The sequence below is a fragment of the Microtetraspora sp. AC03309 genome (genome assembly GCF_020826795.1).
Lineage (GTDB): Bacteria > Actinomycetota > Actinomycetes > Streptosporangiales > Streptosporangiaceae > Microtetraspora > Microtetraspora glauca.
Genome location: NZ_JADDIL010000041.1, coordinates 26,983 through 52,302, shown reverse-complemented (window position 1 = coordinate 52,302; position 25,320 = coordinate 26,983). Strand labels below are relative to the sequence as shown.

20 protein-coding genes are annotated in these 25,320 nt (G+C 70.5%); 8 read left to right on the top strand and 12 right to left on the bottom strand.

Annotation, left to right across the window (positions count from 1 at the left end):
- The first annotated feature begins 112 nt into the window (after positions 1-112).
- From IMZ11_RS23840 to IMZ11_RS23830, 3 genes are all read left to right on the top strand, one after another.
- Entirely contained in the window at positions 113-976 is an 864-nt protein-coding gene (locus IMZ11_RS23840; protein ID WP_228644568.1) for a PD-(D/E)XK nuclease family protein, read from the top strand.
- A gap of 268 nt (positions 977-1,244) precedes the next feature.
- Positions 1,245-2,399, top strand: a complete 1,155-nt coding sequence (locus tag IMZ11_RS23835) for a sensor histidine kinase (protein ID WP_228644567.1) — start codon at positions 1,245-1,247, stop codon at positions 2,397-2,399.
- Positions 2,399-3,082 carry a response regulator transcription factor gene (locus tag IMZ11_RS23830; protein WP_061255658.1) on the top strand — a complete coding sequence of 228 codons (684 nt, stop codon included), beginning with the start codon at positions 2,399-2,401 and terminating at the stop codon, positions 3,080-3,082. Before IMZ11_RS23835 ends, IMZ11_RS23830 begins: the two co-directional genes overlap by 1 nt.
- Before the next feature lie 24 nt (positions 3,083-3,106).
- On the opposite strand, the gene IMZ11_RS23825 is transcribed toward IMZ11_RS23830, so the two are convergent.
- From IMZ11_RS23825 to metH, 8 genes are all read right to left on the bottom strand, one after another.
- On the bottom strand, positions 3,107-4,156 hold the full coding sequence (locus tag IMZ11_RS23825; RefSeq protein WP_228644566.1) for an ABC transporter ATP-binding protein: 1,050 nt from the start codon (positions 4,154-4,156) through the stop codon (positions 3,107-3,109).
- 64 nt (positions 4,157-4,220) lie between these two features.
- Entirely contained in the window at positions 4,221-5,246 is a 1,026-nt protein-coding gene (locus IMZ11_RS23820; protein ID WP_228644565.1) for an ABC transporter ATP-binding protein, read from the bottom strand.
- Positions 5,243-6,262: an ABC transporter permease gene (locus tag IMZ11_RS23815; RefSeq protein ID WP_228644564.1), complete on the bottom strand. Its 1,020-nt coding sequence runs from the start codon at positions 6,260-6,262 to the stop codon at positions 5,243-5,245. The genes IMZ11_RS23820 and IMZ11_RS23815 overlap by 4 nt, the downstream gene beginning before the upstream one ends.
- An 80-nt stretch (positions 6,263-6,342) precedes the next feature.
- Positions 6,343-8,115, bottom strand: a complete 1,773-nt coding sequence (locus IMZ11_RS23810) for an ABC transporter substrate-binding protein (RefSeq protein ID WP_228644563.1) — start codon at positions 8,113-8,115, stop codon at positions 6,343-6,345.
- Positions 8,116-8,164: 49 nt separating this feature from the next.
- Entirely contained in the window at positions 8,165-9,157 is a 993-nt protein-coding gene (locus IMZ11_RS23805) for an ABC transporter permease (protein ID WP_228644562.1), read from the bottom strand.
- Positions 9,158-9,506: 349 nt separating this feature from the next.
- The gene (locus tag IMZ11_RS23800) at positions 9,507-9,986 is read right to left on the bottom strand and encodes a cellulose synthase (protein WP_228644561.1); all 480 of its coding nucleotides are present in this window, start codon (positions 9,984-9,986) and stop codon (positions 9,507-9,509) included.
- 156 nt (positions 9,987-10,142) lie between these two features.
- The gene (locus IMZ11_RS23795) at positions 10,143-10,784 is read right to left on the bottom strand and encodes an HAD family phosphatase (protein WP_228644560.1); all 642 of its coding nucleotides are present in this window, start codon (positions 10,782-10,784) and stop codon (positions 10,143-10,145) included.
- Positions 10,785-10,925: 141 nt separating this feature from the next.
- Positions 10,926-14,390: a methionine synthase gene (metH, locus tag IMZ11_RS23790; RefSeq protein ID WP_228644559.1), complete on the bottom strand. Its 3,465-nt coding sequence runs from the start codon at positions 14,388-14,390 to the stop codon at positions 10,926-10,928.
- Between the two features lie 194 nt (positions 14,391-14,584).
- On the opposite strand from metH, the gene IMZ11_RS23785 reads away from it, so the two are divergent.
- The 4 genes from IMZ11_RS23785 (at position 14,585) to IMZ11_RS23775 (ending at position 19,527) form a co-directional block, all read left to right on the top strand.
- Positions 14,585-15,442 carry a PAC2 family protein gene (locus IMZ11_RS23785; protein WP_228644558.1) on the top strand — a complete coding sequence of 286 codons (858 nt, stop codon included), beginning with the start codon at positions 14,585-14,587 and terminating at the stop codon, positions 15,440-15,442.
- Between the two features lie 149 nt (positions 15,443-15,591).
- Entirely contained in the window at positions 15,592-15,717 is a 126-nt protein-coding gene (locus IMZ11_RS45440) for a hypothetical protein (RefSeq protein ID WP_255706967.1), read from the top strand.
- Between the two features lie 252 nt (positions 15,718-15,969).
- Positions 15,970-18,360 (top strand): excinuclease ABC subunit UvrA, encoded by a 2,391-nt coding sequence (locus IMZ11_RS23780; protein ID WP_228644557.1) that lies wholly within the window; start codon positions 15,970-15,972, stop codon positions 18,358-18,360.
- Between the two features lie 462 nt (positions 18,361-18,822).
- Positions 18,823-19,527: a GNAT family N-acetyltransferase gene (locus IMZ11_RS23775; RefSeq protein ID WP_228644556.1), complete on the top strand. Its 705-nt coding sequence runs from the start codon at positions 18,823-18,825 to the stop codon at positions 19,525-19,527.
- Positions 19,528-19,632: 105 nt separating this feature from the next.
- On the opposite strand, the gene IMZ11_RS23770 is transcribed toward IMZ11_RS23775, so the two are convergent.
- Entirely contained in the window at positions 19,633-21,897 is a 2,265-nt protein-coding gene (locus tag IMZ11_RS23770) for an MMPL family transporter (protein WP_228644555.1), read from the bottom strand.
- 481 nt (positions 21,898-22,378) lie between these two features.
- Here IMZ11_RS23770 and IMZ11_RS23765 point away from each other — a divergent pair, with 481 nt between their 5' ends.
- Positions 22,379-22,810 carry a MarR family transcriptional regulator gene (locus IMZ11_RS23765; RefSeq protein ID WP_228644588.1) on the top strand — a complete coding sequence of 144 codons (432 nt, stop codon included), beginning with the start codon at positions 22,379-22,381 and terminating at the stop codon, positions 22,808-22,810.
- Positions 22,811-22,936: 126 nt separating this feature from the next.
- On the opposite strand, the gene IMZ11_RS23760 is transcribed toward IMZ11_RS23765, so the two are convergent.
- From IMZ11_RS23760 to nirD, 3 genes are read right to left on the bottom strand one after another with little or no spacing between them, the layout of a single operon-like run.
- Positions 22,937-23,653: a sirohydrochlorin chelatase gene (locus IMZ11_RS23760; RefSeq protein WP_228644554.1), complete on the bottom strand. Its 717-nt coding sequence runs from the start codon at positions 23,651-23,653 to the stop codon at positions 22,937-22,939.
- The gene (locus tag IMZ11_RS23755) at positions 23,647-24,963 is read right to left on the bottom strand and encodes a uroporphyrinogen-III synthase (protein WP_228644553.1); all 1,317 of its coding nucleotides are present in this window, start codon (positions 24,961-24,963) and stop codon (positions 23,647-23,649) included. The genes IMZ11_RS23760 and IMZ11_RS23755 overlap by 7 nt, the downstream gene beginning before the upstream one ends.
- A complete protein-coding gene (gene nirD / locus IMZ11_RS23750) occupies positions 24,947-25,303 on the bottom strand; it encodes a nitrite reductase small subunit NirD (protein ID WP_228644552.1) in 357 nt (118 codons plus the stop codon). The genes IMZ11_RS23755 and nirD overlap by 17 nt, the downstream gene beginning before the upstream one ends.
- Positions 25,304-25,320 lie beyond the last annotated feature (17 nt).

Sequence of the window (25,320 nt, the reverse complement as noted above, 5' to 3'; positions counted from 1 at the left end):
CCTCCTTGGCCTTGATGGTACGCGCCGGGAGGTGAGCGCAGGCCATGCCCGACGCGGGCACCCGGTGCCTTGGGGAGGGATTCTGTCGGCTCGGTGGCCTACAGTGCGGGACATGGCCCTCACCGAAGAGCGCGCGATCATCGGCGCCCTTTCCCCTTCCCGTGCCGGCGATTTCATGACGTGCCCGCTGCTCTACAGGTTCAGGGTGATCGACCAGCTGCCCGAGCGGCCCTCCCCCGCGGCGGTCCGCGGCACCCTCGTGCACGCCGTCCTCGAGCGGCTGTACGACCTGCCCGCCGAGGCGCGCACGGTGGCCGCGGCGCAGGAGCTGCTGGAGCCGCAGTGGCGGCGGCTGCTGGAGGAGGAGCCGGAGTACGCCGGGCTGTTCGCCGACGACGACGAGCGGGAGGGCTGGCTCACACAGGCCCGGGGCATGGTCGAGCGCTACTTCACCCTGGAGGACCCGCGCCGCCTGGAGCCCGCGGAGCGGGAGATGTACGTCGAGGCGGTGCTGGACAGCGGGCTGCTGCTGCGCGGCTACATCGACCGGCTCGACGTCGCGCCCACCGGCGAGGTGCGGGTCGTCGACTACAAGACGGGCAGCGCGCCGGGGCCGGAGTTCGAGGCCAAGGCGCTGTTCCAGATGAAGTTCTACGCCCTCGCGCTGTGGCGGCTGCACGGGAACGTGCCGCGGATGCTCCAGCTGATGTACCTCGGCAACGGCGAGATCATCCGGTACGTGCCCGACGAGGCCGACCTGCGGGCCACCGAGAGGAAGGTCCAGGCGCTCTGGGAGGCGATCGAGCGCTCGCTGCGGTCCCGTGAGTGGCGGGCCAGGCGCTCGCGGCTGTGCGACTGGTGCGACCACCAGGCGCTGTGCCCCGAGTTCGGCGGCACTCCCCCGCCCGTCCCCGCGCGGGAGCCGGGGCTCAGCTCGCGCAGGAGCAGCCACCGGGCCGCCAGCGACGAGCTGTGACCAAGGGCACGCCCGCGGGCGTGGCAACCGGGACATCAGCGGGCGCACCGGCGGGCGCGGCGGCCCGCGACGAGCTGTGACGGGGGGTCACGCCGGTTGACATGGGGACCGGCGCTCCGGCTCATCCGTTCGGACGAGCCGCATATCCGCCCACGGCAGGGGCGGACTCCCAGGATGGGTCCGTAAATTTGGATCCGTGCGTCCCACCCCCGGTAGTCCGAGATCTCGGATCCGATCTCACCATCTGATCAACGACTCGGTTCTGGCGGTGGCCCTGACCGCGGCCTCGCTCGCGCTCATCCCGCTGATGGGGTCCGTGCAGTGGCCGGATTCCTCCGTCCCCCAGCTGCGGGACCCCGACGCGCTCAGCCTCGTCCTGGCGGCGCTGTGCACGCTGCCGGTGGCGGCGCGCCGCCTCTGGCCGTTGCTCGCTCTCACGTTCACCACGCTGCCCGGCCTGGCTCTCCAGGCACTGGGCCACAGCCCCGGCCTGCGCGGTGTCGCGGCGCTCATCCTCCTCTACTCCGTGGCCGCGCATCGCGGGCTCGCGCTCAGCCTGATCGCCCTGGCCGTCACCGGCCTCGGGTACGCCGTGGGCGTCCTGCTGAGCGGGGAGCCGGCCTCGTGGACGGATCACGTCATCGTCGTCGTGCTGACCATGCTGTGCTGGATGGGCGGCCGCAGCGTCCGGCTGCGCCGGGCCTACCTGGCCGAGTTGGTGGACCGTACCGACCGGCTGGAGCGCGCGCGGGAGGCCGACACCCGGGCCGCCAGGGCCGAGGAGCGGTCCCGCATCGCCCGTGAGCTGCACGACGTCGTGGCGCACCACGTCAGCGTCATGACCGTCCAGGCCGCGGCCGCGCGCAAGATGCTGGCCGTCAAGCCGGACGTGGCCCGCGACGCGCTGACAGCCATCGAGGAGATGGGACGCACGGCGATGGCGGAGATGCGCAGCATCGTGGGGGTGCTGCGCACCGACGGCCCGGCGGAGCTCGGGCCGCAGCCCGGCGTGCAGGACGTGCCCACGCTGGTCGAGCAGATGCGGGAGGCGGGCCTGCGCACCCAGCTGAGCGTCGAGGGCGACGTCGGCGGCGCCGCCGAGGGCAAGGAGCGGGCGCTGCCGCCCGGCGTGGACCTGGCGGCCTACCGCCTCATCCAGGAGGCCCTCACCAACAGCCTCCGGCACGCCGGTCCCGCCGCCAGGGCGTGGGTGACCGTACGCCGGGAGAGCCGCGAACTGCTGGTCCATGTGGAGGACGACGGGCGCGGCCCGGCGGCGGAGCAGCGGCCACCGGGACGGACCGGTCACGGTCTCGTGGGCATCAGGGAGCGAGTCGCCCTTTATGGTGGAGTCCTGCGGATCGGTCCTCGCGACGGGGGCGGGTTCGAGGTCAGCGCCCGTTTCCCCCTCAAGGACAGATGATGCCCATCAGAGTGCTGCTGGTGGACGACCAGCCGCTGCTGCGTACCGGATTCCGCTTCATCCTTGAGGCCGAGCAGGACGTCACCGTGGTCGGCGAGGCGGGTGACGGGGCGACGGCGATGGAGCAGTCACGGGCGCTCCTGCCCGACGTCATCCTCATGGACGTCCGCATGCCGGGCATGGACGGCATCGAGGCGACCCGCCGCATCGTCAGGGAGGCGGCGGCGAGCGCGCACGTGCCGAAGGTCCTCGTGCTGACCACGTTCGACCTGGACGAGTACATCGTGGAGGCGCTGCGCGCCGGGGCCAGCGGGTTCCTGCTGAAGGACGTGCCGCCCGACGATCTCGTCCAGGCCATCCGCGTGGTCGCCGCGGGAGACGCGATCGTCGCGCCGAGCGTCACGCGGCGGCTCCTCGACCGGTTCGCCACCCGGCTGCCGTCCGCGCACGAGCGTGCGATCCCGGCGCGGCTGGACCGGCTGACCGAGCGTGAGCTCGAAGTGCTCCAGCTCATCGCCAAGGGCATGTCCAACGCCGAGATCGCGGCGAAGCTGGTGGTCAGCGAGACCACCGTGAAGACGCACGTCGGCAACGTGCTGACGAAGCTGTCCCTGCGCGACCGGGTGCAGGCCGTGGTGCTGGCCTACGAGACCGGGCTGATCACGCCGGGGACCCGTTCCTGACGGGCCCACCGGCGTGATCGGGCGTCACTCCGCCGCGGGGCCGCCGTCCGCGGTCACGAAGCCGTCTCCGGTCGTGGAGACGTCCCCCGGCGCGGGCGCGTTCTCCGGGAAGTGACACGCCACCTGGTGGCCGGTCGCGAGCGCCAGCAGCGGCGGCTCGACCTGCGAGCAGATCTCCTGCGCCTTCCAGCAGCGGGTGTGGAAGCGGCAGGCGGGCGGCGGGTTGAGCGGCGACGGGACGTCGCCCTGCAGCCGGATGCGCTCGCGCTCCTTGCGCCGCTTCGGGTCGGGGATCGGCACGGCCGACAGGAGCGCGTTGGTGTACGGATGCATCGGCGACTCGTACAGGCTCTTGCGGTCGGCCAGCTCGACGATCTTGCCGAGGTACATGACCGCGACCCGGTCGCTGATGTGCCGGACCACCGACAGGTCGTGCGCGATCACCACGTAGGTGAGGTCGAGCTCGTTCTGCAGGTCCTCCAGGAGGTTGACCACCTGCGCCTGGATCGACACGTCCAGCGCGGACACCGGCTCGTCGGCGATGATGAGCTTCGGCTTGAGCGCGAGGGTGCGGGCGATGCCGATGCGCTGGCGCTGGCCGCCGGAGAACTCGTGCGGATAACGGTTGTAGTGCTCCGGGTTGAGCCCGACCAGTTCCAGGATCTCCTGGACGGCCTTCTTCGTGCCCTGCTCGGTCTTGATCCCCTGGATCCGGAACGGCGCGCCGACGATGGCGCCGACCGTGTGCCGGGGGTTCAGCGAGCTGTAGGGGTCCTGGAAGATCATCTGCACGTCGCGGCGGAGCGGGCGCATCCGCCCCTGCGACGCGTGGGTGATGTCGTGGCCCTCGAAGACGATCTTTCCGCCGGTCGGCTCGATCAGCCGTGTGATCAGCCGCCCGGTCGTCGTCTTGCCGCAGCCCGACTCGCCCACCAGGCCGATCGTCTCGCCCTTGACGACGTCGAAGCTGACGCCGTCCACGGCCTTGACCGCTCCGACCTGGCGCTTGAGCAGTCCCTGGGTGATCGGGAAGTGCTTCTGCAGGTTCTGAACACTCAGCAGAGGGTCCGTCACGATGCCTCCTTCGTGGGCTCGTGACGGATCGTGCCGTGTCGACCGGCTCGCTCGCTACGCGCGCTCACGACGCCTCCAGGTTGGGCTTGATCTCGTTCTCCCAGACGGCCCGCCGGACGTCCCGGGGCAGGTGGCAGCGCACCAGGTGGCCGCCTTCGCTCTCCAGGAGCGCCGGCACCTCGGTGGTGGATTTGCCGCCGGTGCGGTCCTCGTACGCGCAGCGCGGGTGGAAGGCGCACCCCGGCGGCACGTTGATCAGCGAGGGCGGCGTGCCCTTGATCGGGACGAGGCGCTCGGTGCGCTCCCGGTCCAGCCGTGGCATCGATCCCAGCAGGCCCCAGGTGTACGGGTGCTCCGGCCGCTCGAAGATGTCCTCGGCCGTGCCGTACTCGATGGCCTTTCCGGCGTACATCACGAGGATGTCGTCGGACAGCTCGGCCACCACGCCCAGGTCGTGGGTGATGATGATCAGCGCGGCGTTGAAGTCGCGCTGCAGGTCCCGCATCAGGTCGAGGATCTGCGCCTGCACGGTGACGTCCAGCGCCGTGGTGGGCTCGTCGGCGATCAGCAGCTCGGGGTCGCAGCTCAGCGCCATGGCGATCATCGCGCGCTGCCGCATACCGCCGGAGAACTCGTGCGGGTAGCTGTCCACCCGCCGGTCGGGCTGCGGGATGCCGACCCGGTCGAGCATGTCGATCGCGTGCTTGCGCGCGACCTTCTTGCTCACGTTGTGGTGGATCCGGTACGCCTCGATGATCTGGGCGCCGACCGTGTAGAACGGGTGCATCGCGGACAGCGGATCCTGGAAGATCATCGCCATCTTCTTGCCGCGCAGGGTCCGTACGTGCTCGGCGCTGGCGCTGACCAGCTCCTCGCCGTCCAGCCAGATCTCACCGGAGATCTTCGCCGGGCCGCCCTTGTGCAGGCCGAGGATGCCGAGGCTGGTGACGCTCTTGCCCGAGCCGGACTCCCCGACGATGCCGAGGGTCTTGCCCCGCTCCAGGCTGTAGGAGATCCCGTCCACGGACTTGACCAGGCCGTCGTCGGTCGGGAAGTGGATCCGCAGGTCCTTCAGTTCCAGGAAGGTCACGAGAGCCTCACCCTCGGGTCGACCACCGCGTACAGCAGGTCGACGATCAGATTCGCCACGACGACGAAGAACGCGGCGAACAGCACCACGCCCATGACCTTGGGCAGGTCCTGGCTGTAGATCGCGTCGATGGCGTACTTGCCCATGCCGGGCAGCGAGTACGTGCTCTCGGTGAGCACCGCGCCGCCCAGGAGGAGGCCGACGTCGAGGCCGAAGATCGTCAGGATCGGGGTGAGCGCGCCGCGCAGGCCGTGCTTGAGCACCACCGTGCGCTCGGCCAGCCCCTTGGCCCGGGCCGTTCGGATGTAGTCCTCGTTCATCGTCTCCAGCATCCCGGCCCGGGTGAGCCGCGCGTATCCGGCGGCGTACAGGAAGGCGAGGGTGATCCACGGCAGGATGAGGCTGTACGCCCATTCCACGGGATTCTCGAATAACGGGGTGAAACTGCCGCCGGGGGCGGTGATCTCGAACGGGTAGCCGTAGCTGAACACCACCAGCGACGCCATTCCCGTGAAGAAGATGGGCAGCGACACCCCTCCGAGCGCGACGGTCATCGCGGCCCGGTCGAAGAAGCTTCCCCTCCGCAGAGCGGAGACCACTCCTGTCGCCACGCCCGCGAGCACCCAGATGACCGCGGCGCCGAACGCCAGTGACATCGTCACCGGCACGCGGTCCAGCAGGTCGGGCCAGACCGGCAGCCGGGTGAGGAAGGAGTAGCCGAAGCAGGGGGCGGGGCACTGCTCCACCCCCGGGCCGTAGTCGTACTCCGAGCCCGCGACGATGCCCTTGGCGAATCGTCCGTACTGCACGACCAGGGGATCGTAGAAACCGAGTTTCTCAGCGGCGATCTTCACCTGTTCGGCGTTCGCGGTACGGCCGACGTAGCGCGTGGCGAGGCTCTCCGGTGTCGCGCCCGCCAGGCGCGGCACCAGGAAGAAGATGGCGAACGTGACGATGCTCACGATGGTGAGCATCGCGGCCGCCCAGATCAGCCGCCTGATGATGTATGTGACCACAATCCCCCCGGCTCCGGGGGCCGGCTCGGACGAGCCGGCCCCCTTGCCGCGTTCACGTGTCTGTCGGATCGGTTACGCGACTACTTGACGCCGAGGCCCAGGTAGTCGTACATGCCGTAGGCGTCGTTCACGAAGATGTTCGTCGCGTTCTTGCTGCGCACGAGCAGGCTCTTCGTCCAGACGCCGGGGAGGATGTAGGCGTCCTCCATGACCTTCTTGTCGATCGCGGTCCAGATCGCGTCGCGCTTGGTCTTGTCGGTCTCCGCCATCGCCTGGTCGAGCAGCTTGTCGACCTCGGGGTCCCGGACGCTGATGTTCGAGGAGCCACCGGTGTCACGGATGACGCGGCTGTCCACGATCTGGCCGAGGAAGCCGAAGCCGTCGGGCCAGTCCGACATCCAGCCGTTCTGGGCCAGGCCGATCTTGTTGTCCTTGGCGTAGCCCGGCTTGCCGGCGTACAGCGCGAAGTAGTCCGCCTGCGGGAACGGCTTGAGGGTCAGCTTGATGCCGACCCGGCTCAGGGCCTGCTGCAGCGCCTCGGCCGCGGCCTTCTCATTCGGACGCTCGGCGCGGTAGGAGATGTTGGTCTCGAAACCGTCCGGCTGGCCACAGGCCGTCAGGTGCTCCTTGGCCTTCGCGAGGTCGCCCTTGTTGTCGGCGCCCGGCGGGTAGAGGTTGAAGTCCTCGTGGCCGGGGATCGCCGGCGGGAGCAGGTTGGTCGCGATTTGACCGCCCGCGATCTCGCCGCCGAACGCCGTCTGGTAGTCCACCTTGTTCGCGGCGTACTGGACGGCCTTGCGGCAGTCGATGTTGTCCAGCGGGGGGACGTTGCCGTTGATCGACGTGTACCAGAGACGGGTGCTCGTCGGGTTGTCGGAGGTGGCCTTGACCGCCGGGTCGCCGAGGACCCGGCCGAGCGCGGCCTGCTTGATGCCGGTGCCGAGCACCGCGACGTCGAGGTCGCCGGACAGGACCCGGTTGTCGATGTCGTCGGCGTTGACGTTCGTCGAGACCTCGATGCTGTCCGGCAGCGCCGGGCGGTTCGGGTCGGTGGCCGCGTCCCAGTTGGGGTTGCGGACCAGCGTGAAGCCCTTGCCGATCTCGTTCTTCTGGAACATGTACGGCCCGGAGGCGATCACGTGCTCGCGGTACTTCGCACCGGTGTCCTTGGCCTCCGGGACCGGGATGGTCGCCGGGAGCTGGGCGAAGTAGTCGAAGTTGCTCAGCGGCTGCTTGAGGTGGAAGACGATCGTCTGGTCGTCCGGCGTCTCGATCGCCTTGTCCGTGTTGACGCCCTTGGACTTGTACGGACCCTTGTAGTCCTTCGGCAGGTCCAGGAAGTCGTTGAAGTAGGTGTACCCGTCGGGGAACACCTCCTTGTCGAGCGAGCGCAGCACGCCGTACTTGACGTCCTTGGACGTGATCGGCGTGCCGTCCTCGAACTTGACACCCGACTTGATCTTGTACGTCCAGGTCTTGGCGTCGTCACTCGGCTCGCCCATGCCCTCGGCCAGGTCGGGCGTGAGCTCGTTGCCCTCCTTGCCCGGCGCCGACTTGAACATCAGCAGCGAGCGGCCGTAGAGCCGGACGAAGTTCCAGGAGTAGCCGTAGTACGTGTCGCCGGGGTCGAGCGAGTCCCAGTCACCCTCGTTGGCGAACTTGAGGACTCCGCCCTTCTTGTCGGACGGGTTGACGATTCCGGTGAGGGCGGCGTTGAACTCCGCCTTCGCCCCGTCGGCGGCCGGCTTCGCCGAGTCCTTCGGCGTCGTGCTGCTGCCGCCGCCGCAGGCCGACAGCGCGAGGGCGAGCACCGCGCCCACGGCCGCCGCGCCTGTCGTGGTTCTTCTCTTCATCTACAACCCCTTGGTTTCGGAGCGGGGAACAACAGGGAATCGGGTGAGCTCAGCGGGCCTTCGGGTCGAGGGCGTCCCTCAGCCCGTCACCGAACAGGTTGAACGCCAGAACGGTGACGAAGATCGCCATGCCCGGGAAAAGCATGAAATAGGGCATCGTGTAGAAGCGGACGGCGTCCGACAACATGCCACCCCACGTCGGTGTCGGCGGGCGGACGCCGACGCCGAGGAACGACAGCGACGCCTCGAACACCACGTTCGTCGGGATGAGCAGCGTCGCGTAGATGAGGATGGGCGCCACCAGGTTCGGGAGGATCTCCCGGAAGATGATGTAGGACCCGCGGGCACCGAGGCTGCGCGCCGCGTCGACGAACTCGCGCTCGCGCAGCGACAGCGTCTGCCCGCGGATGATCCGGCCGATGTAGGGCCAGTTGAAGAAGCCGATGACGAAGACCAGCAGCGCCACGCGCAGGGTGTCACCGGTCAGGCCGAACGCGTCGTCCGGGATGATGCCGGTCAGCGCTATGGCGAAGACCAGGATCGGGAAGGCCAGGAAGACGTCCATCGTCTTGCTGATGATCGAGTCGACCAGGCCCCCGAAGTAGGCCGCCGTGACGCCCAGCAGCGTCCCGATGACCACCGACAGCAGGGTGGCCAGGAAGGCGATCAGCAGCGAGATGCGCGCGCCGTACACGATCCGGCTGAAGATGTCGCGCCCGTTGACCGGCTCGACGCCGAAGAGGTGCTCGGTGCTGATGCCCGTGCCGTCCTTGGGCGCCATGGTCGAGGAATCGATGAGATCGGAGTTGAACTGGAGGGGGTCGTGCCCGAGCACCCCGACGATGAGAGGCGCGAAGACGGCGACCAGGATCAGGAAGATAACGACCAGCCCGCCGGTGATGGCGATCTTGTCGCGCTTCAGCCGCATCCAGGCGATCTGCCCCAGCGAGCGCCCCTGGATGGCCGTGGCGCTCACGCCGGCGGCCGCGGACACCGGCGCGGGATCGGTCGGCGTGGCCGGCACGTCGAGCGGCGCGGTCACCGGAGTTCCCCGTTCCCGTCCGCCGGAAGCGTGTTCCGCTCCACGGCGGATCCCGGCGTCGACTCCACGACCGAAGTGCGGTGCGTATTGATGACCCTGCTGCGCGCGGCCATGCGTGTCGGCCCCCTGGGTTCCAGACGTTATCCCGTGGTCCCGGAAGGCACGCCGGTCCCAGAAGGGAGAATCTACGTCCTGAACTGGGTAAACAAGCCCACAAGGGGTCTATGTGGCCCAACTGTGATTGACGCGAAACTCATTCGTATTGATCTTGAAAGGAATGTCAGAAACCGATGCCGGTTACGTCTCGGAACCGTGACATTCCCACCATCCGAGATTTCGCGAGCATCGCTCAGCTGATGCCGCGTCGCTTGAGGATGTCCTCGATGTCGGAGAAGTCATCCGCCGGGGCCGGCTTGGCGGGCCGCTCGATCGGCGTGGTCTTCCCGCCGGGCGCAGCGGCGGGCGTTCCGGTGGGGGTCGGCGCGGAGGCGTTCTCCCCGCCGGTCCCCGTGCGGTCCCGCGCCAGAGCGCGCCCGCGCAGGGCACCGGAGACGACGAAGAGCAGGGCGGAGAGCCCCGCGAGGACGATCCCCGTCCAGACCATCGGCGACAGGACCAGTCCGGTCACGAAGGACACGAGCGAGGAGATCACGTTCCACAGCGTCTTGAGCGCCCCGGTCAAGTACGCGGCGAGCGGCAGCAGCGCCCACGCCGTGGCACGCAGCCCCGCGGCCAGCCCCCTGCGACGGAACGCCAGATAGCTCAGCACGATCCCCACGGCGGTGAGTGCGGCGCACAGCGGCATCCACGCGATCTGGTCAAAGGACATAACAGGCTCCTCTTACGGCGTTCGTTCCATCCTGGCACGCCCCGCCCGCCTGTGAGCGCCCCGAGATCACCACCGAGCCCCGAGATGCCCCTGAGATTCCCGCGGGGAACCCTGAGACGTCCGCGAGGAGCCAGCCGGCCATCGCTACGCGCGCGATCAGGCGATGAGGCCGCGTAGGAGCGCGACGTCCACGTGGCGCAGCGAGGGCACCACGATCCGTCCGGGGGCGGGGTCGATGGCCACCAGGCTGGGCACCGCGACCACCTGGCATCCCGCCGCCGACGCGGACGCCACGCCGTTCGGGGAGTCCTCCAGTACGGCGCAGCGCGCCGGATCGACGGAGAGCAGGCTCGTCGCGGTCAGGTAGGGCTCGGGATGCGGCTTGGTCCAGGTGACGTCGTCCGCCGTGACGATGACGTCGAAGTGCTCACGGCCGATGGTCTTCAGCACCGAGTCCGCGATCACCCGCAGCGACGAGGTGACCAGCGCGATGGGCACGCCCTCGTCGGCGATCGCCCGGAGCAGTTCGAGTGCCCCGGGCATGGTGACGACTCCGTCCGCGAGCCGCCGCTCCATGCCGTCGAGCAGCCACTCCCCGATCAGGGACGGGTCCACCTCGGCCCCGGTCATCGCGAGCATGTAGGCGACGCTGCGCTCCCACGACCCGCCCACGAGCTGTTCCTGGTGCTCGGGCCCCCAGGTGCCGCCGAGGCGGGTCACCACCTCGGATTCCACCTCGAACCACACCTTCTCGGTGTCGACGAGTAGTCCGTCCATGTCGAAGAGAACCGCGTCCAAGCTTCCCCCTTGCCCGCTTCGCCGTACCGCGTGATCGAGGCGCGTCGCGCATGCCGGGGGGACCCCGCGTGATCACGATCAATGGGTGTGCAGGTCAGCCATGCTATACGGCCCCGGCCACAAGATCACGCGGGGGGACGGTCAGACGTTGAAGTACTTCGCCTCCGGGTGGTGGACCACCAGAGCCGAGGTGGCCTGCTCGGGGTGCAGCTGGAACTCCTCCGACAGCGTGACGCCGATGCGCGAGGGGTCGAGCAGCTCCATGACCTGAACCTGGTCCTCCAGGTTGGGGCAGGCCGGGTAGCCGAAGGAGTAACGGCACCCGGCGATGTTGACCTTGAGCATGTCGGCCAGGGACTCGTCACCCCCGATGCCCAGCTCGGAGCGCACGCGGGCGTGCCAGTACTCGGCGAGCGCCTCGGTGAGCTGGACGGACAGGCCGTGGAGTTCGAGGTACTCGCGGTAGGAGTCCTTCGCGAACAGCTCGGCGGTGGCCTCGCTGATCCGGTTGCCCATCGTCGCCACCTGGAAGGCGACCACGTCGACCTCGCCGGAGTCGCGCGACCTGAAGAAGTCGGACAGGCACAGGTGCCGGTCGCGGCGCTGGCGCGGGAACGTGAAGCGGGTCCGCTCGTTGCCGGCGTCGTCGAGGATGATCAGGTTGTCGCCCTCGCTGACGCACGGGAAGTAGCCGTACGCGACCGCGGCCTCCAGCAGCCCCTCGGTCTGCAGCCGCTCCAGCCACATGCGCAGCCGCGGCCGGCCCTCGAGCTCGACGAGCTCCTCGTAGGACGGTCCGTCGCCGCCGCGCGCGGCCTTGAGGCCCCACTGGCCCATGAACGTGGCGCGCTCGTCGAGGAAGGAGGCGTAGTCGGCCAGCGGGATGCCCCTGACGACCCTGTCGCCGAAGAAGGGCGCCGTGGGCACCGGGTTGTCGGCGGCGACGTCGGACCTGGCCGGCAGGTCCTCGACCGCGGTGCGGGTGAGGACCGCGCCGGTCTTCACCCTGCGGGTGCGCAGCGCGGGCAGCTCGGCGCCCTGCTCGCCCCGCTTGACCGCCATGAACGCGTCCATCAGCCGCAGGCCCTCGAAGGCGTCCCTGGCGTACCTGACCTCGCCCTGGAACAGGTCGGCCAGGTCCTGCTCGACGTACGCCCGGGTCAGCGCGGCACCGCCGAGGAGCACGGGGTACTTCTCGGAGATCCCCCGGACGTTCATCTCCTCGAGGTTCTCCTTCATGACGACCGTCGACTTCACCAGAAGCCCGGACATGCCGATCACGTCGGCCTTCTTGTCCTCCGCGGCCTCCAGGATCGCCGACACCGGCTGCTTGATGCCGAGGTTGACCACCTCGTAGCCGTTGTTGGACAGGATGATGTCCACGAGGTTCTTGCCGATGTCGTGCACGTCGCCCTTGACGGTGGCGAGGACGATGCGGCCCTTGCCGTCGCCCTCCACGCGCTCCATGTGGGGCTCCAGGTAGGCGACCGCGTTCTTCATGACCTCGGCCGACTGGAGCACGAACGGCAGCTGCATCTCGCCGGAGCCGAACAGGACGCCGACGGTCTTCATGCCGTCGAGCAGCACGTCGTTGATGATCTCCAGGGCGGGCCGCTGGGCGAGCGCCTCGTCCAGGTCGGCCTCCAGGCCCTTGCGCTCACCGTCGACGATGCGGCGCTTGAGGCGCTCCCACAGCGGGAGCCCGGCCAGCTCGGCGGCCTTGCCCGCCTTCAGCGCGGCGGCGTCGACGCCCTCGAACAGCTCCATGAACCGCTGTAGCGGGTCGTAGCCCTCACGTCGCCGGTCGTAGACCATGTCGAGCGCGACCTGGCGCTGCTCGTCGGGGATCCGCGCCATCGGCAGGATCTTGGAGGCGTGCACGATCGCCGAGTCGAGCCCGGCGTTGACGCACTCGTGCAGGAACACGCTGTTGAGCACCATGCGCGCGGCCGGGTTCAGGCCGAACGACACGTTGGAGACGCCCAGAGTGGTCTGCACGGTGGGGTGGCGGCGCTTGAGCTCGCGGATCGCCTCCATGGTCTCGATGCCGTCGCGCCGGGTCTCCTCCTGGCCGGTGGCGATCGGGAACGTGAGGCAGTCGACGATGATGTCCTCGACCCGCATGCCCCAGTTGTGCACCAGGTCCTCGATGAGGCGGTCGGCGATCCTGACCTTGCCCTCGGTGGTGCGGGCCTGGCCCTCCTCGTCGATGGTCAGCGCCACGACCGCCGCGCCGTGCTCCCTGACCAGGCGCATGATCCGGGTGAACCGCGAGTCGGGGCCGTCGCCGTCCTCGTAGTTGACCGAGTTGACGATCGCGCGGCCGCCGAGCATCTCCAGGCCGGCCTCGATGACGGCGGGCTCGGTGGAGTCGATCACGATCGGCAGGGTGGAGGCGGTGGCGAAACGGAACGCCAGCTCCTTCATGTCGTTCACGCCGTCGCGGCCGACGTAGTCGACGCACAGGTCCAGCAGGTGGGCGCCGTCGCGGGCCTGCGCCCTGGCGATCTCGACGCACTCCTCGTGGTTGCCCGCGAGCATCGCCTCGCGGAACGCCTTGGAGCCGTTGGCGTTGGTCCGCTCGCCGATGGCGAGGAAGGAGGTGTCCTGGCGGAACGGCACGTGCTGGTAGAGCGAGGAGGCGCCGGCCTCGGGACGGGGGCGCCTGGCCTCGCGACCCCGGCCGCGGACGCGCTCGACGACGTGCCGCAGGTGCTCGGGAGTGGTGCCGCAGCAGCCGCCGATCAGGGCGAGGCCGTAGTCGCGGGTGAACGCCTCGTGGGCGTCGGCGAGCTCGCCCGGGCTGAGCGGGTAGTAGGCGCCGTCGGAGGTGAGCTGCGGCAGGCCCGCGTTCGGCATGCACGACAACGGCACCCGGCAGTGCTTGGCCAGGTAGCGCAGGTGCTCGCTCATCTCGGTCGGCCCGGTGGCGCAGTTGAGGCCGATCACGTCGACGCCGAGCGGCTCGATCGCGGTCAGCGCGGCTCCGATCTCCGAGCCGAGCAGCATGGCTCCGTTGGTCTCGATCGTCACCTGGGCGATGATCGGCACGTCGCGGCCGGCCGCCTCGGCGGCCCGCTTGGAACCCACGACCGCGGCCTTGACCTGGAGCAGGTCCTGGCAGGTCTCGATGATCAGCGCGTCGGCGCCCCCGGCGATCAGACCCGCCGCGTTGTCGCGGTAGGCGTCGCGCAGCGTGGCGTACGGCAGGTGCCCCAGCGTGGGCAGCTTGGTGCCCGGCCCCATCGAGCCGAGTACGAACCGGGGGTGGTCGGGGGTGGACCACTGGTCGGCCTGCTCACGGGCGAGCCGCGCGCCGGCCTCGGAGAGCTCGTAGATCCGGTCGGCGATGTCGTACTCGCCCAGCGCGGCGTGGTTGGCGTTGAAGGTGTTCGTCTCGACACAGTCGACGCCCACCGCGAGGTAGGCGTCGTGCACGGCCCTGACGATGTCGGGGCGGCTGACGTTGAGGACGTCGTTGCAACCCTCGTGACCCTGGAAATCGTCGATCGTGGGGTCGTAGGACTGCAGCATGGTGCCCATCGCCCCGTCGGCCACCAGCACGCGCTCGGACAGGGCTCTGCGGAAGGACGGTCCACTCGTCATGCGCCAAGCCTATCCGGATACGCGTCAGCGCTATTGAACGCGTAGGCCAATAGGAACGACCGGCGGCCCCCGCACGGTTCCCGGACTACCGCAGACGAACGATCATCATTGGGCGCGTGGGTGACGCCGGAGGCCCCTCACCGAATAGTCTTGGGGGAAGGCCATATCCCTGTGGGCCAGTGAGGAGGCGGCGCGTGATCGAGCTCGAAGGGCTCCCTGAGCTCGTCGACCCGGTGCTGATCGCCGCGTTCGAAGGGTGGAACGACGCGGGTGAGGCGTCCAGCGGAGTGCTCGCGCACCTCGAGTCGGAGTGGAAGGCGACTCCGCTGGTGGAGCTGGACCCGGAGGACTATTACGACTTCCAGGTGACCCGCCCGGTCGTGGAGATGGGCGACGACGGCCTGACCCGGTCCATCGCCTGGCCGACGACCCGGTTCCTCCTCGCCCGGCCGCCGGGCGCCAAGCGCGACGTCGTGCTGCTTCGCGGCATCGAGCCGAACATGCGCTGGCGCTCGTTCTGCTCGGAGGTCGTGGGCCTGTGCCACGACCTCGGTGTGGACCTGGCGGTGCTGCTGGGCGCACTGCTCAACGACTCGCCGCACACCCGCCCGGTGCCCATCGTCGGATCGGTGAGCGACGCGGGGATGGCCCGCGCGCTCAACCTCGACATGTCGAAGTACGAGGGCCCCACCGGGATCGTGGGCGTGCTCCAGCACTCCCTCGGCTCGGCCGGGCTGCGCGCCGTTTCGCTGTGGGCGTCGGTGCCGCACTATGTGGCCCAGCCGCCAAACCCCAAGGCCACCCTGGCGTTGCTCCGCAGGATCGAGGACATGCTCGACATCCCGATGCCGTACGGCGACCTCGCCGAGGAGGCGAGGGCGTGGGAGCACGGCGTGGACGAGCTGGCCGCCCAGGACACCGAAGTCGCCGAGTACGTCAGGGAGCTGGAGGAGCGCAAGGACGCCACCGAGCTGCCGGAGGCCAGCGGTGACGCCATCGCGGCCGAGTTCGAGCGCTACCTCCGCCGCAGGGACCGCGGCACCGACGGCTGACCCTGCGGCGGATCCGCCGCAGGGCTCCCTGATGACGCGGCGCATCGAGCGCGCGACGGCGAGGAGCCGTCGCGCGTCGCGAAACAGGTGGCCACACCGATCAGGAATCGAGAAGCGCGGGCCTCCGAGCCGCGGCTAGCGTGACCGTCGTGGGCATCACCATTCACCCGGGCTTTCTCCCGCACGACGACCCGGACCCGTCCCTGGCCTTCCATCGCGACCGCCCGGACGTGGTCCCGGTGGCGCTCCTTCTCCTGCGGGCCGGGCCCGGTTGAGACGAACGGCCGGCGGCGAACCCGCCACCCCCGGCGATCGGGCCGTCCGTTCCCCGACTTCCCGTTCGACTTCAAGCCGGGCGCTCCCGACCGGACTGACGCCTCGACGGGCACGCCGCCGGCCGGGGCCCAGAGGCTCCACGGGCCGGAGCGCAGGAGAACCACACGTACTACTGTTCGAATCTGGTTAGATCGAGCCAGGCGACGCCGACCGAGACCGCGAAGGCGGCCCACGCAACAGATGGAGAGACGATGAGCATGGCCACGAGGACCGACACGCAGTCGCCTGCGCGGCACGCCGCCGACAGCCACGATCTGATCCGCGTGCAGGGCGCGCGCGTGAACAACCTCAAGGACGTCACCATCGAGATCCCGAAGCGACGGCTGACGGTGTTCACCGGCGTCTCCGGCTCGGGCAAGAGCTCGCTGGTGTTCGGCACGATCGCCGCGGAGTCGCAGCGGATGATCAACGAGACCTACAGCGCCTTCGTGCAGGGCTTCATGCCGACGCTGGCGCGCCCCGAGGTCGACGTACTCGAAGGGCTGACGACCGCGATCATCGTCGACCAGCAGCGGATGGGCACCGACCCCCGCTCCACGGTCGGCACCGCCACCGACGTCAACGCGATGCTGCGCATCCTCTTCAGCCGACTCGGGACGCCGCACATCGGCTCGGCCCAGGCGTTCTCCTTCAACGTCGCCTCGATCAGTGGAGCGGGCGCGGTCACCATGGAGCGCGCCGGACGGAACGTGAAGGAGCGTCGCAGCTTCAACGTCACCGGCGGCATGTGTCCGCGTTGCGAGGGCCGGGGCTCGGTCAACGACATCGACCTGACCCAGCTCTACGACGACGGCAAGTCGCTCAACGAGGGCGCTCTCACGATCCCCGGCTACAGCATGGACGGTTGGTACGGCCGCATCTTCAGCGGCTGCGGCTTCTTCGACCCGGACAAGCCGATCCGCGAGTTCACCAAGAAAGAGCTGAACGACCTCCTCCACAAGGAGCCGACCAAGATCAAGGTCGATGGCATCAACCTGACCTACGAGGGTCTGATTCCGAAGATCCAGAAGTCGATGCTGTCCAAGGACGTCGACTCGCTGCAGTCGCATATCCGGGCGTTCGTAGAGCGGGCGGTCACCTTCACCACCTGCGCCGAATGCGACGGCACCCGGCTCAACGAGGCGGCCCGGTCATCGAAGATCAACGGGATCAGCATCGCCGACGCGTGCGCGATGCAGATCAGTGACCTGGCCACATGGGTTCGCGGCCTGGACGAGCCGTCGGTGGCGCCGCTGCTCACCACGCTGCAGCACACACTCGACTCGTTCGTCGGGATCGGCCTGGGCTACCTGTCGCTCGACCGGCCGTCGGGCACGCTGTCGGGTGGCGAGGCGCAGCGCGTCAAGATGGTCCGCCACCTCGGCTCCTCGCTCACCGACGTCACCTACGTCTTCGACGAGCCCACCACGGGCTTGCACCCCCATGACATCCAGCGGATGAACGACCTGCTGCTGCGGCTGCGGGACAAGGGCAACACGGTGCTGGTCGTGGAGCACAAGCCGGAGACGATCGCGATCGCCGACCACGTCGTCGACCTCGGCCCCGGCGCCGGTACGGCGGGCGGCGCCGTCTGCTTCGAGGGCACCGTCGAGGGGCTGCGGGCCAGCGACACCATCACCGGCCGCCATTTCGACGACCGGGCCACCCTCAAGGAGACGGTGCGGAAGCCCACCGGCACGCTGGAGATCCGCGGCGCGACGGCGCACAACCTGCGCGAGGTCGACGTCGACGTCCCGCTCGGGGTGCTTGTCGTCGTCACCGGCGTCGCCGGCTCCGGCAAGAGCTCGCTCGTGCACGGGTCGATCCCCGCCGGCGCGGGTGTGGTGTCCGTCGACCAGGGCGCGATCCGCGGCTCGCGACGGAGCAACCCGGCGACGTACACCGGACTGCTCGACCCGATCCGCAAGGCGTTCGCGAAGGCCAACGGCGTCAAGCCGGCGCTGTTCAGCGCCAACTCCGAGGGCGCCTGCCCCAGCTGCAACGGCGCCGGCGTCATCTACACCGACCTGGCGATGATGGCCGGCGTCGCCACCACCTGCGAGGAGTGCGAGGGGAAGCGGTTCCAGGCATCGGTGCTGGACCACCACCTCGGCGGCCGCGACATCAGCGAGGTGCTCGCGATGTCGGTGATCGAGGCCGAGGAGTTCTTCGGCTCAGGCGAGGCGCGCACGCCGGCCGCGCACGCCATCCTCAACCGGCTCGCCGACGTCGGGCTCGGCTACCTCAGCCTCGGCCAGCCGCTCACCACGCTGTCCGGCGGCGAGCGGCAGCGGCTCAAGCTGGCCACCCACATGTCCGAGAAGGGCGGCGTCTACGTCCTCGACGAGCCGACCACCGGCCTCCACCTCGCGGACGTCGAACAGCTGCTCGGCCTGCTCGACCGGCTCGTCGACTCCGGCAAGTCCGTCATCGTCGTCGAGCACCACCAGGCGGTCATGGCGCACGCCGACTGGATCATCGACCTCGGTCCCGGCGCCGGCCACGACGGCGGCCGGATCGTCTTCGAAGGCACACCCGCCGACCTCGTCGCGGCCCGCTCCACCCTCACCGGCGAGCACCTCGCGGCCTACGTCGGCAGCTGACCGAGGCCCTCGGGGATACCGTCAGACGAGTTCTCTCATCTGTTTCGGCGGTCCCGGTGAACTGGCACGGGGTGTGTTCGACAAGGGCGAGCGGCTCCTCCCGTGCCGGTTCCGTCTCGACGGCACGGACCACGAGAGCCATGAGACCCAGGCCGTCCTGATCCGGCGCCACGTCCCCTGGCGCAACCGGCGCGCGGGATCGAATGCCGCGTGAGAGTCCGTGTGATGAACCCCGAAGTAGAGCGTCCGTGCAAGTCAGGACTGTCTCGCAGAACGCCGGGGTGGTGAGAGGAGTTCTGCGGACGGTCACCTGGGCGGATGGATCGCGGAACGTCCGTGGCGCCGACCTCGCAGAACTGGTCATTTTGCGAATGGTGTCCATAAGCTGTCCGGCCGGATGAGTCATCGCCCGTCCAGCCGGTCACCCGCCGACCCCGGCGCGACACGAGAGGCACAGCACAAATGGTGAACCGCGACGCCGCCGCGCTCGACGACCCGGTGGGCGCGTCACTTCGCGGTCACCACGCACACCTCGCCCGCCGACTCGGCCGGGCTGCTACCTACCAGTCGGGAGTCGCGACCTTCTCCGCGGTGGCCGCCGACCCGGATCCGCAGGACTGGGCCGACCTCGCTCGACTACTCGGCCGAGGCGAGCTCGCCGACATGTTCAGCCGCGCGGCGACACCGCCGCCGGACTGGGAGCCGGTCTTCGTCCTCGAAGGCCGCCAGATGATCTGGGCCGGCGACAGCCGACCCGATCACCTCCCTGCCGGGACCGGCGCCGAAGTGGTCGAACTCGGTGTGGACAGCGTGCCCGAGATGCTCGACCTCGTCGCGCGGGCCCAGCCCGGGCCATTCTGGCCGCGCACCCGCGAACTCGGCACCTATCTCGGCGTCCGCGACGAGGGCACGCTGGTGGCGATGGCGGGCGAGCGACTCCGGCCACCGGGATGGACCGAGATCAGCGCCGTCTGCACCGCCCCAGGGGCACGCGGGCGAGGCTACGCCGCCCACCTGATCAGTGCGCTCGTCGCGCGTATCGTGGCTCGCCGCGAACGTCCCTTCCTGCACGTGGCCGAGGCGAACACGGGCGCGATCGCCCTCTACGAGCGGCTCGGCTTCGCGACCCGCAAGCCCGTGACCTTCCAAGGGTTCCGCACGCCCTGACGGCCTCAGGCACTGAGATGCGTGCGCGGAGACGCGGACACCGCCGAAGGCGACGCTGGAGCTGCTCCACCAGCTCCAGCGTTCACAGGTACTACGCGAGCTCGACTAGTTCTGTCGGGGGCCGTCGCGCCGCGCGAGCCGGCTGGGCCACCACATCCACCGGCCGACGTCCAGCGTCAGCGCCGGGACCAGCAGCGAGCGGACCACCAGCGCGTCGAGCAGCACGCCGAACGCCACCAGGAACGCGAGCTGCAGCAGGAACAGGATGGGCAGCACGGCCAGCGCGGCGAACGTCGCGGCCAGCACCACCCCCGCCGACGTGATGACCCCGCCCGTCAGGGTCAGTGCGCGGAGCATGCCCTGGCGGTGGCCGTGCCGTACGGTCTCCTCCCGGGCCCGCGTCATCAGGAAGATGTTGTAGTCGATCCCCAGCGCCACCAGGAACACGAACGCGAACAGCGGGACGACGGGGTCGGCCCCGGGCAGGCCGAGGATGCCGTTGAAGACGAGCGCGCCCACTCCGAGCGCCGACGCGAACGACAGCACGGTGGTGGCCACGAGCGCCAGCGGCGCCACCAGGGAGCGGAGCAGCACGATCAGGACGCCCAGCACGACCAGCAGCACGAGCGGGATCACCACCCGCAGGTCGCGCGCGGAGGTGTCGAGCGTGTCGAGGGTGACCGCCGCGCTCCCGCCGACGAGCGCGCCGGCGCCCGGGACGGCGTGCACGGCGGCGCGCAGGTCGCGCACGATGTCCACCGCTCCGGTCGACCCCGCGGGCTCGGCGAGCGTGGCGTGGACGAGCGACCTGCCGTCCACGACCTTGGGCTCCGGCTTCGGCCCGCCGGCGTTATCAGGCGCTCCCTCCGCGCTCCCGGTGACGGCCGCGACGGCGGTCACGCCGTCCACCCTCCCCGCCGCGGCGATCACCTCGTCCAGGTGGGACGCGTCGGCGAGGATGACGGCCGGGGTGGCCGAACCACTGGTGCCGAAGCCGCGTTCCAGGGTCCGCTGCGCGGTCACCGACTCGACCTCGGTGCGGAACACGTCGAGCTGTGCGGTCCCCTCGGCGCGGAACTGCGGGACGAACGCCGCGGCGACGGCGAGCAGCGCGACAGTGGCCGCCCAGTAGAAGCGAGGCCTGCGGTCGACGGTCGCGGCGACCCGGCTCCACAGCGGATGGTTCCGCGCTCCGGCCGGGTCTGTGGCGCGCGCCGCCGGAGTGACGGCTTCTGAGACGGCGGCTTCCGAGATGGCGGCTTCCGAGGTGACGGCCTCCCCGGCGGGGCGCGGCCGTACCGGCCAGAAGGCGGCCCGGCCGAGGAGCAGCAGCACGGCCGGGAGGAAGGTCAGCGCCGCCACCAGCGCCGCGGCGATGCCGAGCGCGGCGACCGGCCCCAGACCGCGGTTGGACGACAGGTCGCTGGCGAGCAGGCACAGCACGCCCAAAATGACGGTTCCGCCCGAGGCGAGGATCGGCTCGACTGTGCCGCGCAGCGCGGTCCGCAGGGCGTCGATCGGCCGCGCGTGCTCGTGCAACGCCTCCCGGTAGCGGGCGACGAGCAGCAGGGCGTAGTCGGTGCACGCACCGACTACCAGGATGAACAGGATGCCCTGGCTCTGGCCGTTCAGCTTGATCCACCCGACGTCGGCCATCACGTAGACGGCGACCGCCGCCAGCACCAGGCCGAGCATCGCCGAGACGATGACCACGAACGGCAGCAGCGGTGAGCGGTACACCGCGATGAGGATGATCAGCACGGCGCCCAGCGCGACGGCGAGCAGCGTGCCGTCGATCCCGCCGAAGGCGGCGCTGAGGTCGGCCGCGAGCGCTGCGGGGCCGCCCACCTGGACCTCGGCGCCGCCCACCGCCGAGTCGGCGAGCAGGGTACGCAGCTCCTTGACCGCGGTGGACGGCTTGACCCGCTCCGACACGGGGACGACGAGTTGGGCGACGCGGTCGTCCGCGGTGCCGGGGATGGGGCCGACGATCCGGCCCTCGATCCAGGGCTGCGCGGCGAGCCTGGCGGCGTCCTTCGATATCTCGGCCAGTCGCTCCGCGGCCATCGGCTCGGGGACGGAGTAGACGACGATCGCGGGGATGGCCCCGCTGTCCTCGAACCGCTTCTGGGCCTCCTGCACCTCGGTGGACTCCGCCCCGATCGGGAGGAAGGCGGCCGAGTCGTTGCTCTGCACCTCCGCCAGCCGGCCCATGAAGGATCCGAGCGGGCCGACCCCGGCTATCCACACCAGGGCGATGAGGATGGCGGCTCCGTACCAGACTCTCCGTCTCCGCCTGCTCTGACCAGGATCGACGGGCTCCTTCGGCCGCGATCCTGGCCGCCTTGTCAGGCCGTCGTGGATGGTCATCCCGCCCCCCGTGGATCCGCGGCGCCATCGCCGCGAACGCTTCCCGCGTCTGCTTGGCTCGATAGTCAAGATGCTCGGAAAGCAAGATACATTAGCGGCGAGGGGTGGGAGTGCGACGGGCCGGAGCCACGGCGGGGTCAACGGAGAGCATGGGCGGCCCGCGCGGAGCAGCGCCGCCGGTCGGCGGACCCGCCCTAGAATTCCTGTGCGACGCACGAACGAGACGACGACCCCGCCCCGCGATCCGCCGCGCCGACCCCGTTGGAGACGAATGGACAGCGCCCCGGGATCCGGTCGGCCGGAACAACCGGACACGCGACCCGAGAGCCGACCCGAGACGCAGGCTGAGACCCGGCCTGAGACACCGCCTGAGACACGGGCTGGGGCACGGGCTGGGGCACGGGCTGAGACGCGATCCGGCACAGGGGCCGACGCGGAGCGCCCGGAACCGGTCCGATCCCGCGAGAGCCTCTATCTCGCGATCCAGGGCGACGGGCAGCGGCTCGCCGCCGGCCTCATCCGGCTGCTGCACGCCATGTCGGCCGGCCTCGACCTCAACCCCACGGACTTCCAGTGCTACATGCTGCTGCGAAGCGCGGGGGCGATGACCCCAGGAGAGATCGCGCAGTGGCTGAAGCTCGCCACCGGCTCGGTCACCGGCCTCATCGACCGGATGGAGGCGCGCGGCCTGGTCGTACGCGACCGCCACCCCGAGGACCGGCGCAAGGTGGTGGTGCGGCTGGCCGACCCGTCCGGCTCCATGTCCGCGGGGGACAACCCGCTGGGGATCCGCGATGCCATGACGGCAATGCACGCCCGGTATTCCGAGGTCGAACTGGAGATCATTGCGGACTGGCTGAACCGCCTCGGAGACACCCTCAACGAGATCTCGGCCGGCATGTACCGCGGGTGACGCGTGTCGAGCCACCGGTTCCGGACAGCACTCGCCGTAAGACCTCGGGTGCTCTCCGCAAGACAGGCTCGGATGCTCGCCGTAGGACAGGCTCGGGTGCTCGCAGCAGACGGGCTCCGGGCTGCGCTACCGCGCGACGGGATCCGGGCGGCAGGCCGTACCGGCGACCGTCTCCGCCACCTCGTCGAACCGCGTCCACACCAGCGCGGCGAGGTCGTCGTCGGCGCCCAGCGGCTCGCTGACCAGGTCGGCGCCGCTCTCGCTCAGCCGGGTGTGGAAGAACCCGGGGGCGAGCAGGTAGGACGCGATCACGGCGCGCGGCGCCGGGCCCGTCCGCACCCCGTCGAGCGCCTCGCCGATCGTGGGGCTCCCGTTGGCGGCGAAGGCCGCGGTGACCGGGCGCGACAGCCGTACGGCGAGCAGGCGGGCGGCGGCCCGCACGTCGTCGAGGGCGGCGGGGTCGGAGGACCCGGCCGCGCCGAGGATCACCGCGTCGCAGGAGCGCAGCCCGGCGGAGGCGAGCCGCCGGGCGAGCACCGAGGCGAGCAGCGGATGAGGCCCGAGGCGTCCGGCCACGACGGCGTCCGGCCGGGCACGGGCGACCACCGCGGGCAGGTCGATGTGCGCGTGGTATCCGCCGGCGAGGAGCAACGGAACGACCACGACCGGGCCGCGTACGCAGGCCAGCACCTCGGTGAGGGGCGGCGAGCTGATCTCCAGGAAGCCGAGCTCGACCGGCGTGCCGGGACGCGCGCGGCGCACCCGTCCGGCGACGGCGGCCATGACCGCCGCCCACCGGGGGTCGCGGGCGCCGTGCGCGGCCAGGACGAGGGTCGTCACCATTCGTCCCGGTCGCAGGCCAGCCGGTAGCCGCGCTTGACCACGGTCTCGACGATCCCTGCCGGGCCGAGGCCGCGGCGCAGCCGTGTGATGGCCATCTCGACGGCGTGCTCGGCCGAGTCGCGCGACGCGCCGCCGGGGAGGACCAGCCGCAGGTCCGATCGCGCCACGACGTGGCCCGGCCGCTCGGCGAGGCGCTTGAGCACGGCCATCGGGGCGGGCGGCAGCGGCTTGAGGTCGTGGTCCACGACGACGGCGTGTCCGCGGATCTCCAGGCGGTGACCGCCCGCGACGAGCCGCGTCACGCCGTTCTCCGGCAGGTGGCGGGCCAGCGTGCGGGCCAGGGCACCGAGGCGGGACCGGTCGGGCTGGATCACCGGGACGCCGCGTTCCGTCAGCGGGGCCGCGGTGACGGAGCCCACGCAGGCCGCGACCACCGGGCCGCGGAAGGCCGCGATCAGGGCGTGCTCCAGGCCCTCGGCGCGGGCGGCGTTGAGCATGGCGAGGACGGCGGGCGCGCTGGTGAACGCGACGGCGTCGACCGATCCGGAGATGGCCTGGGTGACCAGGCGGCGCAGCGGCGAGGGGTCACGGTAGGGCAGCCACCGGTAGACGGGCACCTCGATCACCTGCGCCCCCGCCGCGCGCAGCGCCTCCACGAAGCCCGTCAACGGCTCGCCGTGCAGCTGGACCGCGACGCGGCGGCCGCGCAGGTCCTGGCCGAGGAGGTACTGCTTGACCTCCTCGCACGACTCGGTGGGCGGCGTCCAGTGGTCGGCGAGGCCGGCGGCCCGTACCGCGCCGCGCGCCTTGGGTCCGCGGGGCAGCAGCCGCGCCCGCGACAGCCGCGCGACGATCTCGGAGGACAGGCCCCAGCCTTCGGCCGCCGCCATCCAGCCGCGGAAGCCCACGCCGGTGGTGACCACCACGTCGTCGACGGGGGCGGCCAGGCACTCCCGCGTGGCGGCGAGCAGTTCGGTGTCCTCGGCCACCGGCACGAGCCTGATCGCCGGCGCCTGGACGACGCGCGCGCCGCGGCGTTCCAGCAGCGCGGAGAACTCCTCACGGCGCCGGGTGGCGGTCACCCCGATCGTGAACCCGGCGAGCGCGTCGGGCGCGGTCTCCGGACTGTGCTCCGGTGAGCCGGGCACGCCCGGCGCCGCCTCTGAGTACGGCCCGGACGCCTGCCCGAAGGAGGGTACGGACGGCAGCGCGGGCTGCGGTCCCGGCGGCACTGCCGGGAGGCCGCCCGGCATCAGGCCGGGCGTCGGCGCCGGCAGCAGGTCGGGCATCAGGTCAGGCGGCGCGGTCAAGGCCCACCTCCACGGTTCCGTCGGTGACGCGGATCGGATAGGTCGGTACGGCTGTCGCCGGATCGTCCAGGCTGACGCCGGTCAGCAGCGAGAAGACCTGCTTGTGCATGGGCGAGGCCACCGTCGGCTCCGCGCCCCTGCTGCCGACGATGCCGCGCGACAGCACGTAGGCGCCGCTGTAGGGGTCGCGGTTGCCGATGGCGTACAGGCCGCCTTCGAAGGTGCGGAACACGGCGACCTGGTGATGGCCGACCAGCGCCGCCGCGCCGCGGTCGGGCAGAAGGTCGGCGTACCGGCAGACCGGGGTCCAGGCACGCTCCCCGGCCGGCCTTCCGGCCATGGCGGGACTTTCCTGAA